31 protein-coding genes are annotated in these 25,624 nt (G+C 37.1%); 18 read left to right on the top strand and 13 right to left on the bottom strand.

Annotated elements, in window-relative coordinates:
• Positions 1-222 precede the first annotated feature (222 nt).
• Positions 223-1,395: a CBS domain-containing protein gene (locus tag BQ3481_RS04340; RefSeq protein WP_157927150.1), complete on the top strand. Its 1,173-nt coding sequence runs from the start codon at positions 223-225 to the stop codon at positions 1,393-1,395.
• Positions 1,396-1,563: 168 nt separating this feature from the next.
• Here BQ3481_RS04340 and BQ3481_RS04335 read toward each other — a convergent pair whose 3' ends face one another.
• From BQ3481_RS04335 to BQ3481_RS04325, 3 genes are all read right to left on the bottom strand, one after another.
• The gene (locus BQ3481_RS04335; RefSeq protein ID WP_157927149.1) at positions 1,564-2,433 is read right to left on the bottom strand and encodes a CBS domain-containing protein; all 870 of its coding nucleotides are present in this window, start codon (positions 2,431-2,433) and stop codon (positions 1,564-1,566) included.
• Between the two features lie 84 nt (positions 2,434-2,517).
• Positions 2,518-2,850 carry an ArsR family transcriptional regulator gene (locus tag BQ3481_RS04330; protein ID WP_157927148.1) on the bottom strand — a complete coding sequence of 111 codons (333 nt, stop codon included), beginning with the start codon at positions 2,848-2,850 and terminating at the stop codon, positions 2,518-2,520.
• Between the two features lie 126 nt (positions 2,851-2,976).
• Positions 2,977-3,423, bottom strand: a complete 447-nt coding sequence (locus tag BQ3481_RS04325) for a universal stress protein (RefSeq protein ID WP_157927147.1) — start codon at positions 3,421-3,423, stop codon at positions 2,977-2,979.
• A 124-nt stretch (positions 3,424-3,547) separates the two neighbouring features.
• Between BQ3481_RS04325 and BQ3481_RS04320 the strand changes: the two genes are divergently transcribed.
• The 3 genes from BQ3481_RS04320 to BQ3481_RS04310 all read left to right on the top strand — a co-directional run bounded on the left by BQ3481_RS04320 (position 3,548) and on the right by BQ3481_RS04310 (position 5,421).
• Positions 3,548-3,997, top strand: a complete 450-nt coding sequence (locus tag BQ3481_RS04320) for a CBS domain-containing protein (protein WP_157927146.1) — start codon at positions 3,548-3,550, stop codon at positions 3,995-3,997.
• A 211-nt stretch (positions 3,998-4,208) separates the two neighbouring features.
• Positions 4,209-4,727, top strand: coding sequence for an Hsp20/alpha crystallin family protein (locus BQ3481_RS04315; protein WP_157927145.1), 519 nt, complete (start codon positions 4,209-4,211; stop codon positions 4,725-4,727).
• Between the two features lie 115 nt (positions 4,728-4,842).
• Positions 4,843-5,421, top strand: a complete 579-nt coding sequence (locus BQ3481_RS04310) for a hypothetical protein (RefSeq protein WP_157927144.1) — start codon at positions 4,843-4,845, stop codon at positions 5,419-5,421.
• Between the two features lie 15 nt (positions 5,422-5,436).
• Here BQ3481_RS04310 and BQ3481_RS04305 read toward each other — a convergent pair whose 3' ends face one another.
• Positions 5,437-6,192, bottom strand: a complete 756-nt coding sequence (locus BQ3481_RS04305) for a cupredoxin domain-containing protein (RefSeq protein ID WP_162287737.1) — start codon at positions 6,190-6,192, stop codon at positions 5,437-5,439.
• Between the two features lie 146 nt (positions 6,193-6,338).
• On the opposite strand from BQ3481_RS04305, the gene BQ3481_RS04300 reads away from it, so the two are divergent.
• The gene (locus BQ3481_RS04300) at positions 6,339-6,818 is read left to right on the top strand and encodes a pyridoxamine 5'-phosphate oxidase family protein (RefSeq protein WP_157927142.1); all 480 of its coding nucleotides are present in this window, start codon (positions 6,339-6,341) and stop codon (positions 6,816-6,818) included.
• Between the two features lie 129 nt (positions 6,819-6,947).
• Here BQ3481_RS04300 and BQ3481_RS04295 read toward each other — a convergent pair whose 3' ends face one another.
• Positions 6,948-7,385 carry a CBS domain-containing protein gene (locus BQ3481_RS04295; RefSeq protein WP_157927141.1) on the bottom strand — a complete coding sequence of 146 codons (438 nt, stop codon included), beginning with the start codon at positions 7,383-7,385 and terminating at the stop codon, positions 6,948-6,950.
• 99 nt (positions 7,386-7,484) lie between these two features.
• Between BQ3481_RS04295 and BQ3481_RS04290 the strand changes: the two genes are divergently transcribed.
• Positions 7,485-7,823, top strand: coding sequence for a hypothetical protein (locus BQ3481_RS04290; RefSeq protein WP_157927140.1), 339 nt, complete (start codon positions 7,485-7,487; stop codon positions 7,821-7,823).
• 42 nt (positions 7,824-7,865) lie between these two features.
• On the opposite strand, the gene BQ3481_RS04285 is transcribed toward BQ3481_RS04290, so the two are convergent.
• Positions 7,866-8,009, bottom strand: a complete 144-nt coding sequence (locus BQ3481_RS04285) for a hypothetical protein (protein WP_157927139.1) — start codon at positions 8,007-8,009, stop codon at positions 7,866-7,868.
• 100 nt (positions 8,010-8,109) lie between these two features.
• Between BQ3481_RS04285 and BQ3481_RS04280 the strand changes: the two genes are divergently transcribed.
• From BQ3481_RS04280 to BQ3481_RS04265, 4 genes are all read left to right on the top strand, one after another.
• A complete protein-coding gene (locus BQ3481_RS04280) occupies positions 8,110-8,535 on the top strand; it encodes a universal stress protein (RefSeq protein WP_231911864.1) in 426 nt (141 codons plus the stop codon).
• Between the two features lie 133 nt (positions 8,536-8,668).
• On the top strand, positions 8,669-9,118 hold the full coding sequence (locus tag BQ3481_RS04275) for a hypothetical protein (RefSeq protein ID WP_157927137.1): 450 nt from the start codon (positions 8,669-8,671) through the stop codon (positions 9,116-9,118).
• A 92-nt stretch (positions 9,119-9,210) separates the two neighbouring features.
• Entirely contained in the window at positions 9,211-10,491 is a 1,281-nt protein-coding gene (locus BQ3481_RS04270) for an NRAMP family divalent metal transporter (RefSeq protein WP_157927136.1), read from the top strand.
• Between the two features lie 55 nt (positions 10,492-10,546).
• Positions 10,547-10,924, top strand: a complete 378-nt coding sequence (locus BQ3481_RS04265) for a hypothetical protein (protein WP_157927135.1) — start codon at positions 10,547-10,549, stop codon at positions 10,922-10,924.
• 103 nt (positions 10,925-11,027) lie between these two features.
• Here BQ3481_RS04265 and BQ3481_RS04260 read toward each other — a convergent pair whose 3' ends face one another.
• On the bottom strand, positions 11,028-11,765 hold the full coding sequence (locus BQ3481_RS04260; protein ID WP_157927134.1) for a J domain-containing protein: 738 nt from the start codon (positions 11,763-11,765) through the stop codon (positions 11,028-11,030).
• On the opposite strand from BQ3481_RS04260, the gene BQ3481_RS11960 reads away from it, so the two are divergent.
• The 4 genes from BQ3481_RS11960 (at position 11,745) to BQ3481_RS04240 (ending at position 15,782) form a co-directional block, all read left to right on the top strand.
• Complete coding sequence (locus BQ3481_RS11960; RefSeq protein ID WP_157927133.1) at positions 11,745-11,864, top strand: DUF1563 domain-containing protein; 120 nt, start codon at positions 11,745-11,747, stop codon at positions 11,862-11,864. The two genes, BQ3481_RS04260 and BQ3481_RS11960, sit on opposite strands and share 21 nt — an antisense overlap.
• A gap of 453 nt (positions 11,865-12,317) precedes the next feature.
• Positions 12,318-14,414, top strand: a complete 2,097-nt coding sequence (locus BQ3481_RS04250) for a PAS domain-containing sensor histidine kinase (RefSeq protein WP_162287735.1) — start codon at positions 12,318-12,320, stop codon at positions 14,412-14,414.
• Positions 14,415-14,501: 87 nt separating this feature from the next.
• Positions 14,502-15,035, top strand: coding sequence for a DUF1453 family protein (locus BQ3481_RS04245; protein WP_157927131.1), 534 nt, complete (start codon positions 14,502-14,504; stop codon positions 15,033-15,035).
• A 330-nt stretch (positions 15,036-15,365) separates the two neighbouring features.
• A complete protein-coding gene (locus tag BQ3481_RS04240; RefSeq protein ID WP_157927130.1) occupies positions 15,366-15,782 on the top strand; it encodes a DoxX family protein in 417 nt (138 codons plus the stop codon).
• A 97-nt stretch (positions 15,783-15,879) separates the two neighbouring features.
• Here the strand turns inward: BQ3481_RS04240 and BQ3481_RS04235 are convergent, their stop codons facing one another.
• Positions 15,880-16,215 (bottom strand): hypothetical protein, encoded by a 336-nt coding sequence (locus BQ3481_RS04235; RefSeq protein WP_157927129.1) that lies wholly within the window; start codon positions 16,213-16,215, stop codon positions 15,880-15,882.
• 86 nt (positions 16,216-16,301) lie between these two features.
• On the opposite strand from BQ3481_RS04235, the gene BQ3481_RS04230 reads away from it, so the two are divergent.
• Positions 16,302-16,706: a winged helix-turn-helix transcriptional regulator gene (locus tag BQ3481_RS04230; RefSeq protein ID WP_231911863.1), complete on the top strand. Its 405-nt coding sequence runs from the start codon at positions 16,302-16,304 to the stop codon at positions 16,704-16,706.
• Positions 16,707-16,759: 53 nt separating this feature from the next.
• On the opposite strand, the gene BQ3481_RS04225 is transcribed toward BQ3481_RS04230, so the two are convergent.
• Both BQ3481_RS04225 and BQ3481_RS04220 read right to left on the bottom strand, forming a co-directional pair.
• Positions 16,760-18,472: an FAD-dependent thymidylate synthase gene (locus tag BQ3481_RS04225; RefSeq protein WP_157927128.1), complete on the bottom strand. Its 1,713-nt coding sequence runs from the start codon at positions 18,470-18,472 to the stop codon at positions 16,760-16,762.
• Positions 18,406-18,690 (bottom strand): hypothetical protein, encoded by a 285-nt coding sequence (locus BQ3481_RS04220; RefSeq protein ID WP_157927127.1) that lies wholly within the window; start codon positions 18,688-18,690, stop codon positions 18,406-18,408. Before BQ3481_RS04220 ends, BQ3481_RS04225 begins: the two co-directional genes overlap by 67 nt.
• Before the next feature lie 140 nt (positions 18,691-18,830).
• Between BQ3481_RS04220 and BQ3481_RS04215 the strand changes: the two genes are divergently transcribed.
• Together BQ3481_RS04215 and acs are read left to right on the top strand one after the other, a co-directional pair.
• On the top strand, positions 18,831-19,652 hold the full coding sequence (locus tag BQ3481_RS04215) for a CdvA-like protein (protein ID WP_157927126.1): 822 nt from the start codon (positions 18,831-18,833) through the stop codon (positions 19,650-19,652).
• Between the two features lie 81 nt (positions 19,653-19,733).
• On the top strand, positions 19,734-21,641 hold the full coding sequence (gene acs / locus BQ3481_RS04210) for an acetate--CoA ligase (protein ID WP_157927125.1): 1,908 nt from the start codon (positions 19,734-19,736) through the stop codon (positions 21,639-21,641).
• On the opposite strand, the gene BQ3481_RS04205 is transcribed toward acs, so the two are convergent.
• Positions 21,638-22,132 (bottom strand): DUF192 domain-containing protein, encoded by a 495-nt coding sequence (locus BQ3481_RS04205; RefSeq protein WP_157927124.1) that lies wholly within the window; start codon positions 22,130-22,132, stop codon positions 21,638-21,640. The genes acs and BQ3481_RS04205 overlap by 4 nt on opposite strands.
• Positions 22,133-22,188: 56 nt before the next feature.
• Positions 22,189-22,533: a hypothetical protein gene (locus BQ3481_RS04200; protein ID WP_157927123.1), complete on the bottom strand. Its 345-nt coding sequence runs from the start codon at positions 22,531-22,533 to the stop codon at positions 22,189-22,191.
• Between the two features lie 117 nt (positions 22,534-22,650).
• Here BQ3481_RS04200 and mntR point away from each other — a divergent pair, with 117 nt between their 5' ends.
• Entirely contained in the window at positions 22,651-23,106 is a 456-nt protein-coding gene (gene mntR, locus BQ3481_RS04195; protein WP_157927122.1) for a transcriptional regulator MntR, read from the top strand.
• On the opposite strand, the gene BQ3481_RS04190 is transcribed toward mntR, so the two are convergent.
• Positions 23,107-24,936 carry a PINc/VapC family ATPase gene (locus BQ3481_RS04190; protein ID WP_394336732.1) on the bottom strand — a complete coding sequence of 610 codons (1,830 nt, stop codon included), beginning with the start codon at positions 24,934-24,936 and terminating at the stop codon, positions 23,107-23,109.
• Positions 24,937-25,624 lie beyond the last annotated feature (688 nt).

Raw genomic sequence — 25,624 nt, 5'->3', positions numbered from 1 at the left:
AATGGCGAAACGCACGTAAGATGATCTGTCTTTTGATTATGGATTGACCTTAAAAGAAAATACGATTTTAACAATCCTTTCGACTTTGGCTTTCTTCTAAACATTGCAATGAATTCTTCAAAAAGTTTTACTTTCATAGGCAAGATGATTATCACAAACAATAGTCATATGGTTTCTTTTTATAACCCTGATTGTCATTGAGAAGAAGGAAAAGAGAAGAAAGTGGTTTCACCCCAAATTATTTATGCACATTTGAAAGTAGTCAGGGATCTTCAGGTAAACAAGATACTAAAGAAAGCAACCATCATCGATGTTTCATACACTGTATCCAAAACAGTTGGGGCTATGGTAAATTCAAATTCTTATGATGTATTTTGTATGGATGGCAAGGATGTGCTTGCAGTGAGTGCAAGAGAACTTTTGGGAACAAAAGATGTAGAAAATATGAAAATCAAACCAATTTTACGAAAAATTCAGGCCTTGACTAGGGATGATACGATAGAAAAAGCAGCTGCAATTTTGTCTCATTATAGAATGCGTTCGGTTCCCGTTGTTGAAGGCAATGAGATAGTAGGAGTAGTTGACGTAAAAGACATTGTTGGACTATTACATAAACAGGATTTAAAATGGATACCGGCAAACAATATTCTCACTGCAGATCCAATCACAGTGAAAAATAGTGATTCTCTTGCAACTGCAAGAAAAATAATGTTTACCAAAAAAATAGATCATCTCCCAGTCATCAAAGCCAACAAGGTCTCACATGTCTTAACCTCGATGCATCTGTTACAGGTGATAAAGCCTACCGAAAGGCTAGGAAGCATGTTGAGAGGACTGGACTTGCACAAGGAATACCAGTCCGAGATTGGAAATATGGGCAGTACACGCATTCCGAATCTTGACACCGGTGAATCTCTTAGCACTGTAATAGAATCCATGTTAAAAAATGATGCATCATGCTGTTTACTGACTTTGTGGGATCATGTTCATGGCATAATTACCTACAAAGACATTGTCAATATACTCGAGTCAAAAATTCCTAGTAATGTTCCGCTTTTCATTGTTGGTCTCCCAGAAGATTACGGCAGTGCAGCGATTGTCAAGACAAAATTCGATAAAATAATTAGAAATCTCATCAAAGTATTTCCTGATGTAGAACAGGCAAAGGCATCAATCAAGACTATACATAATCAAGTCAGCAATAGGCCACATTATGAAGTCACAGTCAGAATATTTAGTCCATACCGAACTTTCAACTATGCTGAAATGGGATGGGATCTCTCAAAAGTTTTTGATGTTCTTGGTACTAAAGTAGCCCGAAATTTGGTTCAACATGGTAAGAAGAAACGTTTGAAAACGTCTATTAGAAAAATAAACAAAAAAGACATTTTCTAAGCAACCTGGATCATACATGCATTTTCTTGCATCTTTAGGAGTGGCCAAGATGTCGAAATTGATGAAGAAAAACTTGAAAGATTAATTTAAGATTGAAAAGAACTGGAGTGATTTATTTTCCACCATCCATTCTTCATGGTTCTTGAACTGTATTTTATTACTCTAGTTTCATGTAAAATGTGGATCCTGTTTTTGCATTACTGCATGAACTTTTACTTCATGATATGCATGAATGACATCTGTAGCACTAATCATTCCCTCTAGGTTTCCTCTATGATCTACTACTGGAACACCACTTATCTTGTACTGTGTCATTAACTTGGCTGCTTTTGCAAGATCCTCTTCCGATTCAATTGTAAGAAGCTCATCACCAATCAAGTCACCTACTTGTAATTCTTTGGCAGAAGTTTTCAATGGTAGATATTCTAATGCGGTTTCAGTTCTTGTTCCAAACTTAAAATACTCGCTATTTTTCAAAAATGTATCATAACTGATTACTCCTACTGGCTTGCCATCGTTATCAGTTACAACAAGCCTTGATATCATATTTTTATTCAATGCGCTAAGTGCAAATGGCAGTGAATCCGATTTGCGGCATGTTATCATCTTGGTATTCATGTAATTTTTAACTTTATAGATGCCTCTGAATGATGTTGAGAAACTTTTTACAAGATCCGATTTTGTAACAATTCCTATCAGTTCTCCATCGTTATCTACAACTACAATGGAGCTTATCTGAAATGCGTCCATTCGTATTGCACATTGTACTAAAAGTTCCTCCTGGTCATTGGTGATTGTTATGATATGTCTACTCATTATCTCGTTGAGGGTTATCTTATCCAAAGTTCTTGTTGTTCTATCACTTTCCAAAAACTTGCCAATGTCACGCTCAGTTACTATGCCAACTGGAATATTGACGTCATTTATCACAACAATTCGTTTTATATCATTTTTTTTCATCAGTGATATTGTTTCATGAATACTGTTCTCAGAACCTAATGTTATGACAGGAGTAGTATAAGTAACAAATTTTGTCATTGTATGTTTACCCTAGCACACGAATTTAAGACACCGGCATGATTCTCAGTTATGATTGTAAGAAAATTTTTGGAGATTCCCAATTTATGCAAAATTGGGAATAATCTCTACATCCAGCATGCCATTGTTAAAACAAGTCATAATGGACTTGATCTTGGATTTGTACAAAAAGTACTTTTTTCCATCTTCATTAATTGAGCCTGATATGCCAAGAAGTTTGAGACCATGTAATCTTTGTACTCTCCTGTATGCAGTACTGATTGGTACGCCACATTCCTTGCTGAGATCGATAACTGATTTTGGCATTTCAATGGTTGATTCCAGTATCAGGCGGGAATACTTGTCTGCCATGACTTCTAGCAGAATATCTTTTGTTGTTTGCTCTTGGACAGGTTTGCCCTGGATTAATACTTGCATGATGACCTGACCTCTTTTTCTGATATAACAAGTAGGACTGCATTGCCGTGCAATGCAGACTTTCTGTATGTGCAGAACCACCGATTGCAGATGAAAAGTCCTATTGTAAAGGTAATGCCTACTTTCTCAATGTATTATGGTTACAGGGCATTGTGCATGTTCTGAAACATGTCTTGCAGTGCTTCCAAGGCGTTTTATCACTGATATGCCTGTAAGCCTTCTACTTCCCATCACTATCATGTCTGCCTTTAGTTTTTTTGCCTCCTTTAGGATTGCATTTGAAACATCATCATGTACAATTTTGTATGCAGTCTTGGTACCTTCCTCCCTGCATCTCTCAACAACTTTTCCCAACTCCTTTTCTCCCTGTTGCTTGAGGGTTTTGACTATTTCTTGGTAATTTGTCACGGCTGCCCCTGAAAATACTGAATCATTTATTGGATAATACACTGGGATAACCATTAGAAGCGTCAGATCTGCTGTAAAGTTTCTTGCAATATCTTTTGCTAACGCAAGAGCTTTCTTTGACAAGGGTGAACCATCGTATGGAATTAGGATATTTTTTATTGACATTTGCAAGTTATAAAATATCTCGCCGATATTAACGAATTGGTACATTATCAAATATGATTTTATCTTGTTATCAACAGTGATAATTTTGCCAGTGGTTTTATATCAAATTGGGCAATTTTACCTCATGCTGACTGCACGAGCAATCATGTCAAAAAAAATAATCACTATGGAGTCAACTGCATCTCCAACAGATATCGCAAAGATAATGCACAAAAACAATGTGAGCTGTGTAATTGTGACTCAAAATGAGAAACCCTATGGGATAATAACTGAGAGAAGCTTTTTATCTCAAATTTCAGCACAAGACAAAAAACCATCCGACGTGAAATCTACCGAAATGATGTCTTCACCAATTGTCACTATTTCTGCATCTGCATCTGTAGATGATGTTGTACAGACAATGTTGGAAGGAAAGATTAGACATGTACTTGTGGTAAATAACAACCAGCCATTAGGACTAATCTCTATAACTGATTTCATAAAACATTTTGGCGCAATAACTACTGATTCAGATAATTACAAAAAAGATCTATATGAAAATTTGTTTGAAGAATACGACTACTGGGATGAATGATGATTTTTAATAAAACATAAGCATTTCTGTGGGGAACGGTACACGGATGATTTATTTTTCTAGTTGATCACATACGAATGTCTTGATACTGTCCATCAACGCAGTAATGAGTGACATCACAAGTCTGCATTGCTAATGGAATACTCCAAAAGCAATATTTGATGCTGATAATCGTAAGATTGTTTTTAAGCAATTATGTGATGTATAAAATATGGTAAAAATCAGTAACGAGAAACGACTACCTGTAGCAACACCTAACCCGTGGCTTGAACCTTTTTTCACGCAATGGAATGATCTGCCGTGGTTTAAAACCGGGTTTATGGGAATAGATTCAGCATGGGACAAATTTTCAGAAAATTTTGAACACATGTATGAGATGTTTCCAAATTACATGCGACAGTTTCCAAAGGATATAAGTTGCGATCTTGTAGATCATGGAGACACATATGTTCTCACTGCAGACTTGCCAGGAATACAAGATGAGGATGTAAAGGTAAACGCGACTGGCAGACATGTGGAAATTTCAGCAGAACATAGGGATGTAAGCGAGGAAAAATCAAAAAATTATGTCAAAAATGAAAGATCTTTCCTAAGGTATAGGAGAATTTTGACTGTTCCAGAAAGGATTGCTGAATCTGATATAACAGCAAAAATGAACAACGGAACTTTAACAGTAGAGTTACCCAAAAAATCCAGCATCAAGAAAGAGACCAAAGTACAACCAAAGTAACTTTACTTTTTTATTTCAAAACATTATGCTATGTTAGATGACTTGATATAACCTCGATGAGGTACGGTATTTAAACAACATATTTTTATTAAATCATCCCCCAAGTTAAAGAGCGATGACTGTTAAAAGACAGCCGCATCAAGCAAAACATGAACAGACAAGGAGCATAAGTTATCGACTTCCAGAGTATATTGTAAACGAATTGGAGACAGAAGCAATGCAAAAAGAAGTCTCACAGAATGTTCTAGTAAAACAAATCTTGGAAAAATATGTCAGATGGGACAGATTTGCAGATAAGATAGGCATAATCCCAGTGCCAAAGGAAATTCTCAAGATACTTGGAGATGAAATGAAGGGTGATGAAATAAACAAGATTATTGACATCATGATTCCAATGATAAAAGACTGGGTTATGTTCATGAAAGGAAATTATGATCTGAGGCGGGCAATAGAAGCACTTGAAGATTATATGCGTGCCTCTGGCATGACATCAGATCATAGAATAGAAGGAGGTGTACATCATTTCATAATACAACACAATCTTGGAATCAAATGGTCGCTCTTTACAGAACAGCTATTGAGACAAATATTTTACCAGTTTTTACCAGGGCTTGCAATGCAATGCAAAACAACTTCCAATACTACTATAGCAAGCATAGATCTTGGTTTTGACTTTAACGAACACAAGTACTAGGTTACATCCGTGTATCTATGATACTGTTACTACCCCAATTCGCCATGGATGTATGGAACAAAAATAGTGATACACACCGGGCTTGTCAAACTTGTGGGTAAACGTATCGCCTGTCTTTAAGATAGGACTGTTAAATATTGGAATGATAGTTCCCTGACTGTTTATGCTCTGAACTGTATGATCTATATTATCTTGGTTTTTCCATGTTACAGTTGTACCCTGTAAAACTTCCAAGTTAAGTGGTATGAAGAAACCAGTGCTAGCCTGTACTGAGTTGCCGTTTGGTATGGTTACATTGGCAGTTAGATATGATGTTACATTGTCAATTGGATGACTCTTACTGTTTACCAGGTATTCTAAAATATAATTTTGATCATTATTTTTCAATTCTGCGCTTATCTTCCACAAAGATCCTGCCACTGATGCAAGTAATCTATTGCCGTCTAAAACCATATCATATGTAGTATTATCCCCTGAAATTAGGGGTCCAGATGCATGAAATGAGCCGTCCGTACCATAGGAAAACTTCCACTGGTCTGCGATCATTCTTTCAACTATTGTACGTTGGTCGGTGCTTATTGTTACCAAGCCACGGTCAATTGTAGTATGATTTGAAAGTATGATTCTAACACTTGACTCGTACATTTGTGGCAAGTCTGAATTTAGCAATGCAATTCCTGACCCTCTCATTGTAGTTGAGGATGAATCTGCATATGCTGTACCAAACAATACAGTGGAAACCAAAATTAAAAGTAACATAAAATATTTCATTGTGGGGTTGATAAACACAATTTTATTTTAATTCGCTTATGATTATCAGCACTGATAATCGTTTGTATGCTGCTACGATAAACTATAATTATCAGATGAGATAATCATGTTTTATCTTTAATTAAAAGATTATAGGAGATGATCATATGGTTACAATTCCAAAAGAAGTGCAAAGTATGATGTCTGAACAAAAGTTTATCGTAGTGGGCTCTATTGATCTAAATGGGATGTGTAATCTATCTCCTAGAACCACGTTTTACTTTTCAGAAGATGTGATCTACTGGCTTGATTTTTTCAAACACAAATCTCACTATAATTTCAAAAATGTTCCATGGGTAAGTGTTGCTGTATTTGACAAGGAAGATCTAAAGGGCTATCAGATGAAAGGTAAGGTTAGCTTTGTAACAAATGAAAAAGAAAAATCGAGAATCACTGATGTCATATGTCGTTCTGCAACAGGCAAGACTAGCGCAAAAATATTTGAAAGAATGGCTCATGCGGAACAACCAGAACTAATAATGTTCAGGCCGCATGCGGTATATTCGTTAAACCCGGCAGAAGATTCTGGTACTGCAATAATGATTGATAGAGATTCAGAAACAGTATCTCTATTGGGCGTAAAATAATCGTAATTGATGACTAACAATAGTTACTACATATTGTATTTCTGACACCGCGCAAAAACTGGGGGAAGAATGTATGAAGAAAGAATCTGACTCGGGCTGATTTTTTATCTGATAATGGCGGATAGACGGTTAAATTTTTTGCATTCTGGCTATTATTTCAGTGCAAATTCTACTCATCTCTGAACCCGAGCCGAGACTACATATTCTTGTCAGATCCGTTGCCGTTACAATTCCAACTAGTTTACCATTCTCTACTACGGGTACCTTGTGAATTTGTTTTTGTTTCATCATCTCGGCTAGTTCCCATAGGCTTTCATCAGGATCTATCATAACTAGTGGAGTTGACATTATGTCTTTGACAGAAGTGGATAGAGGTTTTTGAAGAGCAATGATTTTACGAACAAGATCTCTTTCTGTCAGTATCCCCACTGCAGTATTATTTTCAGTTATGATGACACATCCAATGCTTGCATCTTTCATCATCTTTGCCGCATCTGAAACAGTTGATGACGAGTTGATTGAAACTACATTAAATTTCATCACATTTCTAACAAAACTTTCTACCATGTGCCATATGATGTTCATAGATTTAAAAGATCTAAATCTGATTATCAGAGGTGGTAATCGTAGATTCTTCTTAAATTCATTTTATGCCATGTTACCGACATGTCACAAGAAATTGAATCAATGTACGATTATGTACTAGAAAACATCTCGTCAAAACTGCAGAAAATAGATCCAGGACTTGCCATGCGAGTAATGGAGTATGAAAGAAAGTTCAATGATGTAGCGCCTGCTGTAAATTTGCATGTTCATTACAAGGCAGGAACGGACAGTGAAAAAAAATTGGATCAATTAAGGTCAAGATATGGGTACTGCATGGCAAGAGAAGGAAAATCTAGTCTTCTTGTACAGGGAAACATGAATCTGAAGACAATAGAAGCAATATCGAATGATCCTGAGGTTGAAACGGTAACAGGGTCTGCCTCAATAGCATCATACTAGCATCACGTACATCATATGGAGAATTGGAAGAATACGCGATTCCTAATTACAATCATTGAATTTATTTAATTTGATCCTGGCAAACTTGCCAACTCCCTTCATGTCAAAGTATCTTATGGGAATCAAGTATAATAGATAGGTGGGGTGAAAACCGGCAGGGTTGTCTCCATGTGCTTTTATACTCATGTCACAATTCTCAATTACTAGTGCTATTGTATTGGTAATTTGGAATAAATTTTGATAATCGGGTATTTGTTAATATGTACCAATATCTGTAATGGGTCTCATGAAACAAAAAATCAACAAAATTCTAGTTGCCCTTGATGGCTCTGAAAGATCATTTAAGGGATTAAAAGAAGCAATTTATCTGGCAAGACAATGCGGGGCAACAATTACAGGATTATGTGTTACGCCTTTTTACACAGTCAACCTTGGACCATTACTTACATCACTGAAGAATCAGACTTTGAAAGAAGCCAAGCAATTCATGGCTGATGCTAAGAAACTTTGTGCACAAAATGGAATAGTATTCCATGAAAAAATAATCTTTGGAACAGAGTCATGGCAGATTACTGAATATGCTACTTACAAAAAGTTTGATCTGATTGTGATTGCTTCCAGAGGGCGTGGACCTATGAAAAGTACTTTCCTTGGAAGTGTAGCAAATGACGTTGTTCACAAATCCAAAATACCTGTATTGGTTGTCAAGTAGTTTGAATTAATGCGTCAATTCCTCAACTGATATCTCTGATACCCGGGGTGACTTTGATGATATGTTTGTGGAAATCTAATGAAAACATCATTCATTTCCATTCCTATGGATGAGAATGGCAGGTAGACATTAAATGGCACAAGTATATGATAGTCTTGTGAATCCCACCACCAAAAAATCAATCATGATCGTATCTGTACTAGTGACACTATGTGGAATGATCTACTTTGTAACATCATATACTCAATCTCTTGAAGGTGTGGATTCTGCATCTCAGATACAAACAATGTTTTTTGCCACTGTGGGAATTGTTTACATTCCACTTGGAATATGGATGCTAAAGAACAGGTTACACAGCAGAGCCCCATATGTAATCTCAATTCTCATTTCTGTTTTCCTGATAATTCTATACATTGCATCAAGAAACATCAGTCTACCAATAGTTGGAATACAGACAGATATAGGCATGATTGATCTAGCTACAAAAACGATACAGGTTGGCATAATTGCAATATCTGCTATCCTTTTACGCAATCTAAAAAAAGAGCAAATCATACCGGGTTCCCAGCAACATATTGCATAACAACACAATTACTTGACAAAATATTCAAGATTGGTATGTCCTAGACTTGCATAACTGCAAATATGGGACATGTTTGATAGAAATAGCAGCCTATGAAAATCAAATCGTTTTTCAAATTTCTAGGTCCCGGATTAATAACAGGAGCATCCGATGATGACCCATCTGGAATAGCAACTTATTCTCAGGCAGGCGCACAATTTGGCTTTGGAACTCTATGGCTAGCACTATTTCAGCTGCCAATGATGATAGTGATTCAAGAGATATGTGCGCGTATAGGACTTGTTACAGGAAATGGACTTGCAGGCGTCCTGCGAAACCGATATTCAAAAAAAATAGGCTACCCAATTATAGGTCTGCTCTTAATTGCAAATACTATCAACATAGGAGCAGACATTGGAGCGATGGCGGCATCTGTTAAACTTGTTTTGCCACAATCGCCAATAGTTGTTGTCACTATTCTATTTACGGCACTAATTGTTTGCACAGAAGTTTTCATCACATACAAGAAATATGTGACCATACTCAAGTATCTGACTCTAAGCTTACTTGCATATGTGATTACGGCATTCATTGTTGGAGGAAATTTAGTGGCAATGTTGACTGCGAGTGTAATACCGCATATTGAATTTACGCCAACCTTTGCAATGTTGTTTGTTGCAATTTTTGGTACTACTATCTCACCATATCTGTTTTTTTGGCAGTCCTCTGAAGAAGCTGAAGAAGATGTTGCAAAAAACAAGATAAAAGAAATGGGTCAAGACAAGCCAAGGATTAGAAAAAGAGAGATAAACATAATGAGGAAAGATGTTGCAATCGGGATGATATTTTCACAAGCAATAATGTGGTTTATCATAACAACTACAGCTGGAACGCTCTATGCTCATGGAATAACTAACATATCTACCGCAGATGAAGCTGCAAAGGCACTAGAACCACTCGTGAAAACATTTCCAAATTCGGGAGAATGGGCAAAAACAATATTTGCACTTGGCATAATTGGTACAGGGTTGTTAGCAATACCTGTGCTTGCAGGCTCATCGGCATACGCATTATCAGAAGAACTTGGATGGAAGCAAGGCCTGAATAAAAAATTCAGACAGGCAAAAGGGTTTTACTTGATAATAACTGCATCCACCGTAATAGGGCTATGGATAAATTTTCTTGGTATTGATCCAATTATGGCCCTCATATATGCAGCAGTAATTAATGGAATTATTGCAATTCCACTTCTCATAACAATCATGAAAATTGGAAATGATAATACAATCCTACAGGGCAGAACCAACAGCAAGATATCTAACATTGTAGGCTGGATTACGGTCCTAGTCATGGGATTGGCTGTTACAATGCTATTTTTGTTGTGGATGAGATAAAATTCGCCTTAAATGATCGGTAGTTTTTAGTATTCCTTTTTGGTAGGATCTGGGCATGAACACTACAAAAACTGTGAAATTCGACCAAATTTGCAAGTCTATGCTGAATATTGATAGGAATGTACGCTCTGTTGCAATAATGGACAGAAATGGAAGGTTGATTCACAGTGAAACCCATCGTGGATTTACACAACCAAGCTTTGACAAGTGGAATAATGTCCATTACATGGAATGCACATTTGACATTTCATTGGGTGCAAAATTTGATGATCTTTATGGGCCAATTAGATATCATCACTCAGGCCATGATGATTTTATGATGTTTAGTTTTCCATACCACAAAAACATCATCATTGTTACAAGCACAAAGAAAGTCAGTCCAATTGCATTTGCAACAAAAATATCTAAATTCATCAACGGCGTTACTGTATGACATGCAAAAATAATCTTTTACAAGTTTTTTATTTCATTTACACGATCTTCAAATGTCTATTCGTATTTCTATATGCGTACATCAGTGAAATCCAGTTTACCGTCTATTGTTTTATCTTTTTTTCTTTTTCGTAACATTTTTCGGCCTCTTTTTTTCGTCCCATCTTCATCAATACGCCTCCCTTGTTATGCCACGCAACTATAAACTCTGGATGGGATTTTGTCGCCCTCTCAAAACAATCAAATGCCATCTCATATCTTCCTAACATGAAAAAGCAGACGCCCTTAAAGTTCCACGCAGGTCCATGTGTAGGGTCAAGTACCGTTGCCTCATCAAAAGATTCTAGTGCTTCTTCATATCTTTTGAGATCTGACAGGCATATCCCTTGAAGATTCCATGCGTCTACTGATTCAGGATTGATCTGCAAAACTTTACCATAGCAATAAAGCGCATCCTCATGTCTTTTCAAATGATCTAATGCATCACCTTTTTTGAGCCATGCATTTGCGTACCGAGGCAATTGTTTCAATGCTTTATCATAGAACACAATGGCCTCCTCGTATTGGTGTTTTGCAGCCAGTGTCTGGGCCTGATTGTATGATAATACTGCATCCTCTGGGTAAATGTCATCAAATTTTTGTATAATTTTGTCATGTTTTTTATTTTGCATTCGTAAAGTTTGATACGCTTCTGAAATACGACTAAATATTATCTCACTGCCCTCCGTGGAATTCTTGTCGGGATGATATCGTAATACCATCTCTCGGTATGCCTGCTTTATCTCTGGTATTGACGCACCTTGTTTGAGACCAAGTATTTCATGACATTGGAAAATATCCACTATACCACATATGTTAAATGGACAAATAAAGAGTCTTTCTTGGAAAAAATTCTACCTGACATGATGCAAAAAAATAACAGATTCAAGCGGTTGTTCTAGAGGGTTTTAACCCTGGGAACATTTACCGCCGATAGAGAATCTGCAATATTGCATATGGCACATACATTGAAAAGAACATGTTTGTTCATTTTGAAATTAATATGGTATCAACGATGACCTGTTTTTAATATTTGGATAGAAAATTAGCTAGTTTTTTAAATACAAGTCCCGGACTATATCTATTGATACCGCATTGTCCAGATTGTGATGACATATTAGTAGAGTTTGATGTGGGCTCTGGCATATTTCACTGCCCTAATCATAATTGTAAATTCATATATTTTGATAAAAATACTGGCAAGAAATACCGAAAAAATGAAAAATAAAACAACTATGCCCGAAACTGGAAGAATCGATATTTTTAAGAATATAATTTCTTGTATGGAAGATCGGATCATGTTTGTAGACTCTGATTCAAGCAAAATCTAAAAGGAATAAATGTACCGTACTCATGTGGAATCTGCAACTATTAGGGTGTATGTTGTGCAGCTTACCAATATTTTATTAACCAAAAGCGTATCAATATCTATACAGAAAAAGATGATTCCGCCACATATCTCAGACCTCAAATATAGGACATTCTATGAAATGACTCCAGATCTTGTGTGCACACTGGATGAAAATGGAATAATCCTTGATGCCAACAAGCGCATGTTGGAACACTTTGGGTATTCAAAAAGTGAAGTTGTCGGAAAATTATGTTTTGATTTTGTTATGCCTGAATACAAAAAAATGGTGTTGGATGGGTTCAACGAGATGCGAGAAAAAGGAATAGGTCCACTAATTGAAATCCAACTGGTCAAAAAGAACAATACCACGTTTTTTGGTTTGTGCAATGGGGCAAAAATATGGGATGACATTGAAACTTCAAACATCTATCTCATTACTATACAGGATGTATCACTGATACATGACTATGTGGAAAAAACAAAACATGCAGAAAAGGAATTGGAAAAAAAATACAATGAGCTCAAGAAAGCATATGACGCCATAATGATGGTAGAAAATAAATATCAAAATCTTTATGAACATTCTCCTGATCTTTTGCGTACCATTGATCTTAATGGGGTGATTATCAACTGTAACAAATCATATGCACAAAATCTAGGATATGAAAAAAATGAGATTATGGGAAGTTCCATACTCAAGCATACTGCTGATAGAAGCTACGGTGATCTAAAAAAAGGAATAACAGAATGGAGGCTGTCTGGAATGATATCTAACAGAGAAATCTGGCTCAAAAGAAAAAATGGGAGTTCATTTCCTACCCTGTTCTCCGGAAACAACCTATATGATGAAAATGGTCATCTCATTGGAAGAACAGTAGCATTTAGAGACATATCTGATATTTATGCAGCAAGAACTAGAATAGAGCAGGATCAGAAAAAGATTAATGAACAATACGATGATCTAAAAAAAATAAACTTTTTACTTGCGGAATCTGAAACAAGATTTCGAAGCCTCTATGATACATCACCTGACTTGATGCGTACCATAGACAGTGATGGTAATATCACTGACTGCAATGATGCATATGCTATCAATCTGGGATACGAAAAACAAGAAGTCATCGGGATGTCTATCTTTGATCATACTGCAGAGAAAAACATGGACAATATGAGGCAAATCTTTGGCGAGTGGAAATCTGGACAAGGCATCATAAACAAAGAGATATGGATGAAAAGGAAAGATGGTACCATCTTTCCAACCTTATTGAGCGCAACCACGTTCTATGAAGGTGATAACCAAATGAGAAGCAATACGATAATCAAGGATATAACAGAACTTTACAATGCAAGAAAAAAAATAGAGGAAAACGAGGCACATATACGGGCGCAATATGAACAACTGCGCATAACTGACAAATCAAAGGAAGAGTTTTTGACTATGATAACCCACGAATTGAAGACTCCTCTTGTACCAATACAAGGATATGTTGACATTTTACTAACAGATGCATTTGGCAAGATAACTGAGGCACAAAGACAAAGACTTGAAATTATAAAACTAAATGCACACACTTTGTCAAAACTAATGACTGATCTTTTGGATGTGCAAAAGATTGAGATTGGTCAGTTAAGAATATCAAAAGAGCGACACAATCTTGTCGATGTCATGCATGGCATAATTGAAAATATGAGGCCCACCATGAAAAAATATGGCATCGATATGTTAACACAATTACAACCTGATCTTTTTTGTTTCTGTGATTCGCTGAGACTTGAACAAGTCATAAACAACCTGCTGAATAATGCAATTGATTTCTGTCCAAAAGAAAACGGGGTAATTATTATAAAGTTATATGCAGATGGAAAAAATGCAAAAATAATTGTCAAAGATAATGGAATTGGAATATCTAAAAATAAACTAGATCAAATCTTTGTCAAGTTTTATCAAATAGATACATCTGTAACAAGGGAGCATGGCGGATCTGGACTAGGTCTTGTTGTATGCAAGGGAATAATTGAGGCACATGGTGGAAAAATATGGGCAGAGTCTGAAGGACCGGGCAAGGGATCTGAGATCCACATGTTGTTGCCTCTTGACTAGATCAATTATACGTTGATAGAAAGAATTGATTACACCATTAAAATAAAAAACTTGTGAGATGAATGGTCTAATTTCAGTGATTTGATAATGCCAACATCGCAGATTCTGATATTTGTTATAATTATCGTTATAGTATTTGTCTTCAGATTTCGAAAGATATACTCAGGAGGACCTGTCAACAAAAACAGGATAATCTTTTCAATGATATCTTATTTTGTTATCAGCATACTAACCGTATCTAGCTCATTTCAAGTAGGCGTATCCATTTGGTATGTCTTTGCCTATGCTGGCGTCTTGATAGGTTCGACATATTTCTCATACAGGCATGTTGATAAAACTGTGATGGTCTGGAAGGCAGATGATGGTAAGATTCATGCAAAGGGCGGAAATATTCCATATGTTATTTGGCTAGTGGGGTTGGTATCAAGATTTGTCTTGGGATATGTCTTCCTAGGTCCTGACTATCTCATCACTACATATGGTACTCAAAAAAATCTGAGTTCATTTGCTGTTGAAATAACACTGGTTGTAGATTTGATAATGATGTTAGGTGTAGGCGCACTCACTGGACGAAATCTCAAATTGATATCTAAATTGAAGAATTTTCGGCAACAAGTTTAGCCTGTAATGAAAAAAGAGATCACCAATCCGCATCACGGTTTGACTTCATCATCTTTTGGTCTGGGATATCAAATTAAGTATTGCATTGTATCGACATTCTTGGTTGACGTGCACATGTCTTACAAGAAAAAATCTTTATGGCTAGTAATGTATACAAGTAAGATGTAGTAACAAATTATTAAAAACAATGAATACCTCCATCACGATTCCAATTTTTCAAAACAAGCAGTATGAATCTATGTTCTAGAAAAGACAATAGAATTTTCAAGCAAATGTCTTGACAAATGACATAAACAAATAATATGTATTGACATGCGAGGTAGCTAGTATATGGCAGATGCATCTCTTAGAACACACAGGTTACATGATCTCAGCCATTTTGGATTAAGAATTGTAGTAGGCGTTATGTTCATAGTTCACAGTATTGGCAAATTTGATAATGGTGCTACAGGATTTTTCTCAAGTATTGGTCTTCCTCCAGAAATGGCATTATTGATTGGATTGTTGGAGTTGATTGGAGGTATTTTACTTATCGTAGGGGTACTGACTAGAATTGCAGGCAGTCTTCTTGCAATAGAGATGTTTGTAATCATGGTATATCTCAAAAAATTACAATCATTTTCTGGAAAAAACGGACTTGAGCTTGAACTGCTCGTATTTGTGATTCTTCTCACCGTGATTGTATTGGGACCTGGAAGAATTTCAATATCGCATATAGTAAAAAAGATTCCAAGATTCGTACAATAACTGTCTGAAACCCACAAATGCTATTTTTACAATACTTGTTCTGGATTGTCAATTTTAAAAAAATAAAGTAGGAGATTTCTGCTTTTTTTGGGAAAGTCTATCTCCTACTTGTTTCCGAAAATATTTTTTGCAACTTTGATTCAAGCTCTTTTTTGGCCTCTGATTGTACCAGCATTGACTGCCAAACTTTGGAAGCTGTTTCAATCATTGCATCTGTAGCCTTGTCAAGTGAAGGACCAAATGAGGAGTCGATTCTCTTTTTTAGTCGTTCTACATGTGCTTGATACAATGCATCATGAAACGCTTTATGCAGTAATTCTGTTGATTGTTTTACAGGATCAGCTGTTCCACAACCACAGTCGCCGCATTCCATTTCTGACGTACATGAGCATGTTGCATCTTCTGTATCACCGGTTTCTGATTTGCATTCCATATTACTTTCTTATAGTAACTATAGAATAGTAAGTATATAAATTGGAAAGTGATGAAATAGAAAGTAAGTGAGATTTTAGTAAGTTGATGCCTCGAGAACTCAAAGACATGTCAGATCAGATGAAGTGCTGTCCTGTAGACAACACATTCAGACTTGTTGGGAAAAAATTCACCATTCATCTACTGCGTAACATGTTGATTTTGAATCAAACAAGATTTAATCAATTTCTAGAATCGGTAGAGGGCATAAATCCAAAAACACTCTCTGTGAGATTACGTGAGATGGAAAAAAATGGTCTTATAAAAAGACAAGTATATGCTCAAACTCCAATCAAGATCGAATACACCGTTACGGAAAAAGGAAAAGAACTAAAATCAATCATAATGCAGATGGCATCTTTTTCGATGAGACATTGCAGCTCAGATATATTCAAAGATGGAAAACCCAGGACATTGGAACAGGTGTTTGGCAAATCCAAAAAGGCTGACTAATAATGCAATGATGATTTGTCATGTTATGGTGCATATCTAGTTACTGTGCATATCTAGGAAAATCTTTTCCGTTTTTCTTCGATTCTTTTTTCTGCCTCTAGTCTTTCAAGGCTATATGATTTCATGTCTACAAATTTGATTATGTTGGACAGATTTGGATGTGTTTTTTTTATTGCATTAAACATTTCCTGTGCAGCTTTTCTATAGTCTTGGTGTCCCTGTGGGACAGTTCGTAACTCAATTAGGTGTGTGGCTTCACGCAGATTTAGTTTCATAAAGTATGGATAATTATACGCAAAGTTTACAACATACTGTGACTGCTCTGGCATTTTTGTTCTCATGATATCACAAACCTCTTTTGCCTTGTACATGCAATCATCAAAATCTTTTTCTATCCCCAGATGTTTTATTTCATCTGGCATAAAATATCCTCGATTTGCTGAAAGAAACTGTCGCTCTAATGTGAGCACCCGGTGTCTATGAAAATCTCGGAACATTCCAAAGTTTGTAAGAAAATCAAATGTATATTCTGTCATTTCAAATGCACGCGGTGGTCGCTGCCTCCTATTTTGCCTTAGATCTGCAAATGTCTTGATTATTTTTTTCCTCTCTGACGATTTTATTTTTTTTACTTGAGAACTTATGTCTCTATATGATGCACCGTCTGACTGCTCATATAATATGGCAGAAATTATTTTTTCTTCTGCCTTTTTTTCTTGTTCATAGTCGACCAAGTCTGCAAGATGATTTGAGCCCTTCTTTGTCTTGAGATATTTCTTTCCAAGTGCCGAAGATTTTATCTTGATGTCGTTTAGATATTTCTGCAATGTTTTTCCATGTGTGTCGTCTGCTCGCCTTACAAATGATCTAATTGTGGTGTTCAGCTCTCTCTGGATCTTGCCTGCCAGAATATTTTCTTCCTTGAGATTTGATGAGTAAAGTATTGTAAGCAAATATTCAAACGCTCTGCCGTTGCCTGTGATTCCAACATTGGTCATGGTTGATGCAGGCAGTATTCCCCTGAGAATGTCTAGTGCCTTTGCCCGAATTGTTGCATTGTAGATTCTGGTTGCAGACTTTGTCTCGTCATCACTTGTAAGTTTGGAATATGATACATCAATCCCGCTAGAGTTTCTGAATTTTTGTTTCTCTATCGGCTCTTGCTCCTTCATAAAATCAATTGTAGACTGAATATTTTTGGAATACACCTCAAAATCCAGATTGCATGATTCAATATACATGTCAGCATACTTTGAGCTCATTATTGCAGGTTCTCTGTAAAACTTGTATTCTCCATTTACTTTTTTATCCCATGCAACATATCTTGAAGATTTTTCAAGATACGATAATCCAATCCTGCGATCTTCAATTTTTTTTACTGCGATGTTTGACAGTCCTTCTATTGCAATTTGTGCTTCTCCAAGCTCTGCAACAGAATCATCCCCATATTCCAGTAAAACTTTATTGTAAAATTCTTCACCACGGTTTTCGTTTTGTGCAAACTCGTCCAAGAAAATTTTGCGCATGCTCTTATCGGTTCTACTATATCTTGACATCAAAGCTCCTCTATCCACTTGTCTTGGACTGATTATTGCAAATACTGAATCATCAACATTTGAAAAATGTTTCAAAAGAATTTCTTTTTCAAAATTTGAAAACTCTGATGACAACACTCGTTCAAACCAACTGTAGATAATAACTACTTCTTTCCAATTTGGATCAGATCTGATGGTCCCAACTTTGGCATGTTGTGTTTTGCCTGCCATCGTAGCAAAACTTCCTTGAAGGACTCGGCTTCTTGTGGATCTTCTGTGTACATCAAAGTCGTCACCCACTTTCCTGGACCGGCAGTGCCGCCCATGGAGTTCATCCAAAAATCTGTTGGCATGTTTTCAAACGCCTTGTTCTTTTCATCCCTGCTCATATCTACCCAGCGCTTGGAGACAAAGTGCAGTATCTGGTCTAATTCCTCCTTTGTAATCATTATTGGACCATTACTAATCATGTGATTATAAAATTACGTATTTTTTGCATTTTTACATCATCATTAGCTAAAATGATCTTACCAAAACTGAAAAGCTTGTTAACACTTTGCTGATTATATGAAATTTAAAACACCTACCTATGAGCAAGGAAGAGATCGAATTTATCGGCAAGCAAGTAAAGGACATGTATGGTACCTATATTGGCAAAGTAATAGGAACTATAACTGACATTGATGGAAGTGTACAAACCGTTGGTGTTGATTGTGGTTCTGAAGGACTCAAGCAGATAGCATTCGAACAACTGGTCATTCAGGGACAATATGTAATCTTTATCCCTAGATGGAGATTAGATGCCCAGAGACTGTTGCGAGAAAAGGGGCTTACCATGCGTCGTATACGTGCCCTGATGGATATCGTATCTGAAAACGATGACATGAAAGAGGATGCTGAATTGATCCATGAAAAATATAAGATGAAATTGTTAACTCTTGATGAGACCGAGAGACAGATCAGAGAAAAACTTGAGAAAAGACTCGGAGAACTTGATGGGCAACTCAAGTCAATTCGGATGCTACGATTTGACGCCAAGTTGCAAAACAAGAGCAATGAGATATCTGACGCCAAGTTTGATTTGGTCAAGACTCACACGGTTGAAATCATAGAACACATCGAACATGAAAAAGCAGAGATAACAAACATCCAACGTCGCATCAACGATCTTTCAGTTGAGAGTGGGGAGCGTGTAGAAAGTCCAAAGCAGGACGTTCATTCAGCAGCCATTTCATATCTTGGAAAGGTAGAAAGTCCTTCTCCTTCACAGCCAAAGACTCCTATATCTACTGACATTGGGGTTGGTCCCAGTATTCCCACTGTGCCAACAGCAAAGCCTGTAGCAATTGGAGCCGATGGTGATGAAGTCTCCGAAGATTCAGACTGGCTTAAGCGAATATCCTCGTCTTAATATAGTCTGCTGGGACCGAAGGATTCGCTCCCAATCCGTTTGAGCGAACCTTTTTTTTGACATGTACACTAAAAGTCTGTATTGGATTCCTATGATATTGGTCTTGGAAATAATGATTCCACAATAAGGGCGTTGGCAAATCAAGATAATGTCAAATTCTGGGAATCACAAGCTGAGAATCTTTTCTGGTCTGAACGATGGCATAGAGCGCTGGAGTGGAATCCTCCATTTGCAAGATGGTTTGTTGGGGGTAAAACCAATGCATCATACAATGCACTGGATGTAGCAGTAAAGAAAAATCCACACAAAAAGGCAATACTCTGGGAAGGTGAAGACGGATCAAATAGGACACTCACATACCAAGACCTGCTTTTCAAAGTGGCAAAACTTGCAAATGCCTTGAAAAAACTTGGAGTCAAAAAAGGTGATAGGGTAACAATATACCTCCCAATGGTACCTGAACTGATAATTTCACTTTTAGCATGTGCCCGAATAGGTGCTATTCATACCGTGATATTTTCAGGATTCAGTGCGCAGTCGATTCGGGACAGGGTCATTGATTCTAAATCAAGTGTGATAATCACTGCCGATGGCGGAAGGAGACGTGGTACCATAATACAGTTAAAAAATGTTGTAGATGATGCCATTGAAGGCCTTGATTTTATACAAAGCGTAATTGTTCTAGAACATACTGGAAACCAAATCACATACAATGCAAAGGACAAGAAATGGAACGAATTTGTTGATTCTATGGAACCATTATGCAATGCAGAGATGCTTGACAGCAGTCACCCGCTTTACATTCTATATACTTCAGGAACAACGGGAAAACCAAAAGGTGTTCTACATGGTACTGGTGGATATCTCACTCATGTCTTTGCAACATTCAAGTGGATTTTTGACATTCGTGATTCCGATGTTTATTTTTGCACAGCTGACATTGGATGGGTTACAGGTCACAGCTATGTAGTTTATGGTCCTCTTATGCATGGTGCAACACAGGTGATGTATGAGGGAGCACTTGATTATGACACACCCGCAAGAATCTGGGAAATTATTTCACGATATAGAGTTACAATCTTGTATACCACTCCAACTGCACTCAGAATGTTTATGAAGTCTGGAGACAAATTTCCAAACTCTAACAATTTGACAAGCTTGAGGCTGCTTGGAACGGTAGGTGAGCCAATTAATCCTCAAGTCTGGAAATGGTATTTTAAAACAATTGGCAAGGAAAAATGCCCCATTGTTGATACATGGTGGCAGACCGAAACAGGAGCTGCAATGATCTCACCACTTCCTGGAATTGAAACGATTCGACTCAAGCCAGGCTCTGCAGCAAGACCTGTACCGGGAATTTGCATATCTGTTGTTGATGATGATGGTAAACAAGTACCTAAAGATTCCAAGGGATATCTCGTAGTAGAAAACCCATGGCCTGGAATGCTTCTCACATTGTGGGGCAATGATGAAAAGTACAAGACAGTTTATTGGTCAAAATACAAACACATGTACTATGCAGGCGATTATGCAATGCAAGACAAGGATGGATATGTCTGGATGCTTGGACGTGCAGATGATGTACTCAAAGTGGCAGGTCACAGGCTTGGTACTGCAGAGATTGAAAGCGGTTTTGTATCGCACAAGACAGTTGCAGAAGCAGCAGTGTGTGGAGTGCCGCATGAGGTCAAGGGAGAATCAATCATTGCGTTTGTAGTTCTAAAAGATGGTATTACTCCAACACAACAGCTAAAAAAAGATCTTGTAACACACATACGAAAGACAATAGGCCCTATTGCATCGCCTGACCAACTGTTTTTTGTCAAAAAACTTCCAAAGACTAGAAGCGGTAAAATAATGAGAAGATTACTCAAAGCAATTACTCAAGATGAAAAAATTAATGATGTTAGTACGTTGGAAGATGAGGCGTCTGTTGATGAAATAAAATCTGCACTTGCAGACTTGCAACACACACTTGGGAGATCCTAAATTGAAATTATCTGCATCTTGGAATTCTCGGTAATGTGAAACTTGTCGGTAAATCCACCTGTCACCTCTAAAACGTACTTTGCCATTTTACCATCTGCATTCTGAACAGTACATGTGGCAGTCTCAAGTGCAGACTTGCATGGTGCAACATTTTTTGCAATGTGGATTACATTTCCGTTTGAATCAAACCAAATTATGTCAAGCGGAAATTGCATGTTTAACATCCATATTGGTACAACCTGGGCCTGACTGAATACAAAGATCATCCCCTGATCATCTGGTAGTTTGTTTTGAAACATCAGGCCTCTTATCTTCTGTGCATTTGTTTCTGCAATCTGCACATCTAAAATCTTGTCATCAAGCTTGATTGTACCTCTTGGAAACTTGACCTCTTCAAGCTTGGAATCTGCAGGGATTGTAATGACTCCAACTATTCCAACTATTACTGCTGCAATTGCAATCGGAATTAGAACCTGTGCCCTTGTTGCCACAAAACACTAGGGGTCGATATCTAGTTAAAAACTAATGCAAAAAATAACGAAGAGTATTACCGCATCTTGTTTTTTATATTGGAATAGTCACTGAAAAAACTCTTTGCCTCATGACCAATGTCTTTGATGGTGGCACCATTGTACACTTTTTCTAGATATTTTCCGGCAACTATCATTGGGATGCCAATGGGCGTAGTAAATGGGTCTGGTGAGAAAAGAAAAATGAATCCAATCTTTGTGATCTTTTTTCCTGGTGATGGTGCTCTTTGCAGTGAACCAAGAGCACGTGCAGTACCCTTGTCGTCTATCTTCCCAAGCTCCGAGTAAATTCTAGCCCTTCTGTGAAGGGAATCGCTTACTTTTTTTATTTTATCAATACCCTGTCTGACTCCCTCATCCATGCGTCCCTTCTTTTTGAAAATATAGTTAAAACTCCATGCAAAAGATCAATTACAACTGAGTGAACAATTATGATCAAGAGATTAGGTTATATGATTTCGTGTATAACCAACAAAAACATGAAGGAAAAACGCGCTGAGAGGCTAGAATCCATAAAAGAGGCACACAAATCGACAAAAACTGATTATTCTAGAATGGAGGACTACCTGGAGGTGATATCTGAACTTGTGGAACTCAAAGGGTATGCAAACACTCTTGACATCTCAAGATACCTCACAGTAAGTGCCCCATCTGTCACAAAGATGCTCCAAAAGCTTGCAGAAGGAGGGTATCTAGAATATGAAAAATATAGGGGAATCAACCTGACTCAGAAGGGTTCTGCGTTGGCAGATGCTGTACGTCAAAAACATGGTACGTTGCTAGAGTTCTTCAGGATGCTTGGAATTAGCCATGATGTTGCAAATCAGGATGTTGAAGGAATAGAGCATCACCTAAACCCACAAACAATAAAACAGCTACGCAAGTTTGTCACATTCCTCAAATCAAATCCAAAAATTTTAGAAAATTTCCAATAGCTAGTCATGAACAGTTATCTGAATATTTTCTTTTGACATTACTGCACTGATCAATCTCCTACCGGCAGTGGATTTTTTTGGAATTATTATTCTACCGTTTTTTCCGACCCTTACAGATGTGATGTTTTTGTCATTTACATAAACATCTGCATCCATGCCGGATTTTGAAATATCAATTTCTAAAACAAAATTATTTCCCGACTCTGACATTTCAAACCATTCTCCACCTCTTGAGGATCCTTTCTCTTTTTGTTCTACATCTATGTGAACCCCTAATGTCTTTTCAAGATCATTTATTGTTGCTCCGCCCCTGCCAATAATTGTTGGCATGGATTCCTTGTCCACCCGTACACGTATGCTATTGTTTGATAAAATCTCAATCTCTGCATTAGAATCAAACCTTCGTATTGCATCCTTGATCTTTGCCTCTGCCAGTTTTTCAATACCGCCGCTCTTATTTTCTTTAGATACTGGAATTACGATATTTTCATCACCATACGTATAAATTTCATATTCCAAGTTGTGGTCATCAAAGTTTCTAATCTCGATTACTGGTCTTGCCAGGTCTTGCTCTGTCATTCCCGTTGGTACCTTTACCTTGAACTCCAACTCGTACACTTTTGAGATCTGGCCTGCCTTGACAAAAACCACTGTATCTAATATGTGAGGAATCATTCCAAGTTCCACCTTGCCTATGAATCTTTGAATCGCGTCAAGTGGTGCATGAGCATGTACTACCCCTATCATGCCTACCCCTGCCAGTCTCAGGTCTGAAAATACTCTAAAGTCTTGATATCTCCTGACCTCGTCAAATATTGTGTAATCTGGTCTTACAAGAAGAAGAATGTCTGCAGCATTTTCAAAACTGCCTTCAAGATGTGTGTATTGGGTTACCTGATTATTTACTTGCAAGTCTCTTGGGGACTCGAATGTCTTTACAATCTTGCCCTTTGTCGAGTAATAGTTTGCAAGGCTTGATGCAAGCGTACTTTTGCCAGAGCCAGGTGATCCTGATATCAGTATTCCCTCGGCTTTTTCAGAAAGGCGTTGCATAAGTTTTTCAGAAACAGTATACTGATCTAATGACATCTTTACTATTGGATGTGTTATTGTAATTTCATAACTATTTGAAAATGGTGAATGCGTTACAACTACCCTAAAGTCTTTGTATTGTATTACAAGAGCACCTGACTTTGATATTTCAATTATTCCAAGCTGTGTTGCCCTTGATGCTTCCAAAATTTCACTAGTGATTCCTTCCAAGTATTCTTTTGTTAGTAATGTGTCTCCTACGGGTGCTAGGGAAAATGATCCAGGTTTGCCACGCTTTGCAAGCGGAAATGTCCCATCCTTGAGATGAATACTCATTGTCTTATCATCAAAATATCTCTCAAATTCTAGGTCTGAAATCTTGATCTGAGGTTTGGAATAGCTTGTCTTTACTCCCTCTGCCTGTGCTACTAGGGCCTGTACATAATCTGCGGTATAAAATGTGGCACCATTTTTTTTTGCAATATCTTTTATAATTGCATCAATTCTACCATGCCTTGCAAGTCTGATATCGTCCATACTGGGACGCTCGCCCTCAAATTTGATGACAATGTTATTTTTCTCTGACAACTCACGAATTTTTTTGATCTGCTCTAATCCTACAAAACCATGGTCTTTGTGCTGAGATGCCTGTGATTGTAACTCGTCTAAAACAGCAACCGGTATTATTATCTCACAATTTGTCATGGTACCGGCTTCGATTAACTTGGTAATCTCTCCATCAATTATGATGCTAGTGTCTACTACGAATTTTTCCACAAATGTACTCAGTTTCTGCACCTTTTAATCATAACTGTATTTACAAATGACATAATCTGATACAAAACTACGTCTTATGAGCGACAAAAATGACGTTCTTATAATTGAGGATAGCATGACAACAACCATTCTGTTATGGGATTTTCTAAAAAAATAGGATGTGAAAACATCAAGACATGTGATACTGGAAAATCTGGCATACACCGTTGTTCTCTGATCTTGAAAATGCTGGCAGGCGACAGATTGTTCTTTTGGATTTTCATCTTCTTGACATGACTGCAATGAAATAATGACCGGCATATTTGCTATTCATCCTGACGCAAAGATAATTCTTGAAACTGCTGACTCGAGTCAGATGAGCAAATAAAAAATGTGTTAAGAGGAGGGGCTTATTTGTATATTGAAAAACCAATAAGATGTGATACTCTAAAAAATGTATTCGAAACACTGGAAAAAGATATCCTGGAAGAAAAACCTTCAGATGATCTTGAAAGGGTAATGTTTCATATAAAATCATCCACTCGTATAAGTTTTGCAAGACTAGCCGAATATTCTGAAATTAATAGTGACTTAAGAAATATCTATCACAACTTGAAACTGAAAAAAAGATAATAAAAGTTTCCGACATGAAGTAAGTTTCTTGTATTCCATGTAATTCATTGTGAATTTTTCCCAATTTTTCATGTCCTGTCTGTAATGGAACAAACTT

It is taken from the genome of Candidatus Nitrosotalea okcheonensis, from assembly GCF_900177045.1.
Taxonomy (GTDB): Archaea; Thermoproteota; Nitrososphaeria; order Nitrososphaerales; family Nitrosopumilaceae; genus Nitrosotalea; species Nitrosotalea okcheonensis.
The sequence above is the reverse complement of the archived record's forward strand: the minus strand, read 5'-3'. Positions and strand labels throughout refer to the sequence as shown.

Excerpts from the sequence above, each read along its gene's own strand:
- BQ3481_RS04335 (WP_157927149.1), bottom strand. The coding sequence starts at position 2,433 with ATGACAAAATTTGTTACTTATACTACTCCTGTCATAACATTAGGTTCT.
- BQ3481_RS04330 (WP_157927148.1), bottom strand. The coding sequence starts at position 2,850 with ATGCAAGTATTAATCCAGGGCAAACCTGTCCAAGAGCAAACAACAAAA.
- BQ3481_RS04325 (WP_157927147.1), bottom strand. The coding sequence starts at position 3,423 with ATGTCAATAAAAAATATCCTAATTCCATACGATGGTTCACCCTTGTCA.
- BQ3481_RS04320 (WP_157927146.1), top strand. The coding sequence starts at position 3,548 with ATGCTGACTGCACGAGCAATCATGTCAAAAAAAATAATCACTATGGAG.
- BQ3481_RS04315 (WP_157927145.1), top strand. The coding sequence starts at position 4,209 with ATGGTAAAAATCAGTAACGAGAAACGACTACCTGTAGCAACACCTAAC.
- BQ3481_RS04310 (WP_157927144.1), top strand. The coding sequence starts at position 4,843 with ATGACTGTTAAAAGACAGCCGCATCAAGCAAAACATGAACAGACAAGG.
- BQ3481_RS04305 (WP_162287737.1), bottom strand. The coding sequence starts at position 6,192 with ATGAAATATTTTATGTTACTTTTAATTTTGGTTTCCACTGTATTGTTT.
- BQ3481_RS04300 (WP_157927142.1), top strand. The coding sequence starts at position 6,339 with ATGGTTACAATTCCAAAAGAAGTGCAAAGTATGATGTCTGAACAAAAG.
- BQ3481_RS04295 (WP_157927141.1), bottom strand. The coding sequence starts at position 7,385 with ATGGTAGAAAGTTTTGTTAGAAATGTGATGAAATTTAATGTAGTTTCA.
- BQ3481_RS04290 (WP_157927140.1), top strand. The coding sequence starts at position 7,485 with ATGTCACAAGAAATTGAATCAATGTACGATTATGTACTAGAAAACATC.
- BQ3481_RS04285 (WP_157927139.1), bottom strand. The coding sequence starts at position 8,009 with ATGAGTATAAAAGCACATGGAGACAACCCTGCCGGTTTTCACCCCACC.
- BQ3481_RS04280 (WP_231911864.1), top strand. The coding sequence starts at position 8,110 with ATGAAACAAAAAATCAACAAAATTCTAGTTGCCCTTGATGGCTCTGAA.
- BQ3481_RS04275 (WP_157927137.1), top strand. The coding sequence starts at position 8,669 with ATGGCACAAGTATATGATAGTCTTGTGAATCCCACCACCAAAAAATCA.
- BQ3481_RS04270 (WP_157927136.1), top strand. The coding sequence starts at position 9,211 with ATGAAAATCAAATCGTTTTTCAAATTTCTAGGTCCCGGATTAATAACA.
- BQ3481_RS04265 (WP_157927135.1), top strand. The coding sequence starts at position 10,547 with ATGAACACTACAAAAACTGTGAAATTCGACCAAATTTGCAAGTCTATG.
- BQ3481_RS11960 (WP_157927133.1), top strand. The coding sequence starts at position 11,745 with ATGACATTGGAAAATATCCACTATACCACATATGTTAAATGGACAAAT.
- BQ3481_RS04245 (WP_157927131.1), top strand. The coding sequence starts at position 14,502 with ATGCCAACATCGCAGATTCTGATATTTGTTATAATTATCGTTATAGTA.
- BQ3481_RS04240 (WP_157927130.1), top strand. The coding sequence starts at position 15,366 with ATGGCAGATGCATCTCTTAGAACACACAGGTTACATGATCTCAGCCAT.
- BQ3481_RS04235 (WP_157927129.1), bottom strand. The coding sequence starts at position 16,215 with ATGGAATGCAAATCAGAAACCGGTGATACAGAAGATGCAACATGCTCA.
- BQ3481_RS04230 (WP_231911863.1), top strand. The coding sequence starts at position 16,302 with ATGCCTCGAGAACTCAAAGACATGTCAGATCAGATGAAGTGCTGTCCT.
- BQ3481_RS04225 (WP_157927128.1), bottom strand. The coding sequence starts at position 18,472 with ATGGCAGGCAAAACACAACATGCCAAAGTTGGGACCATCAGATCTGAT.
- BQ3481_RS04220 (WP_157927127.1), bottom strand. The coding sequence starts at position 18,690 with ATGATTACAAAGGAGGAATTAGACCAGATACTGCACTTTGTCTCCAAG.
- BQ3481_RS04215 (WP_157927126.1), top strand. The coding sequence starts at position 18,831 with ATGAGCAAGGAAGAGATCGAATTTATCGGCAAGCAAGTAAAGGACATG.
- BQ3481_RS04200 (WP_157927123.1), bottom strand. The coding sequence starts at position 22,533 with ATGGATGAGGGAGTCAGACAGGGTATTGATAAAATAAAAAAAGTAAGC.
- mntR (WP_157927122.1), top strand. The coding sequence starts at position 22,651 with ATGAAGGAAAAACGCGCTGAGAGGCTAGAATCCATAAAAGAGGCACAC.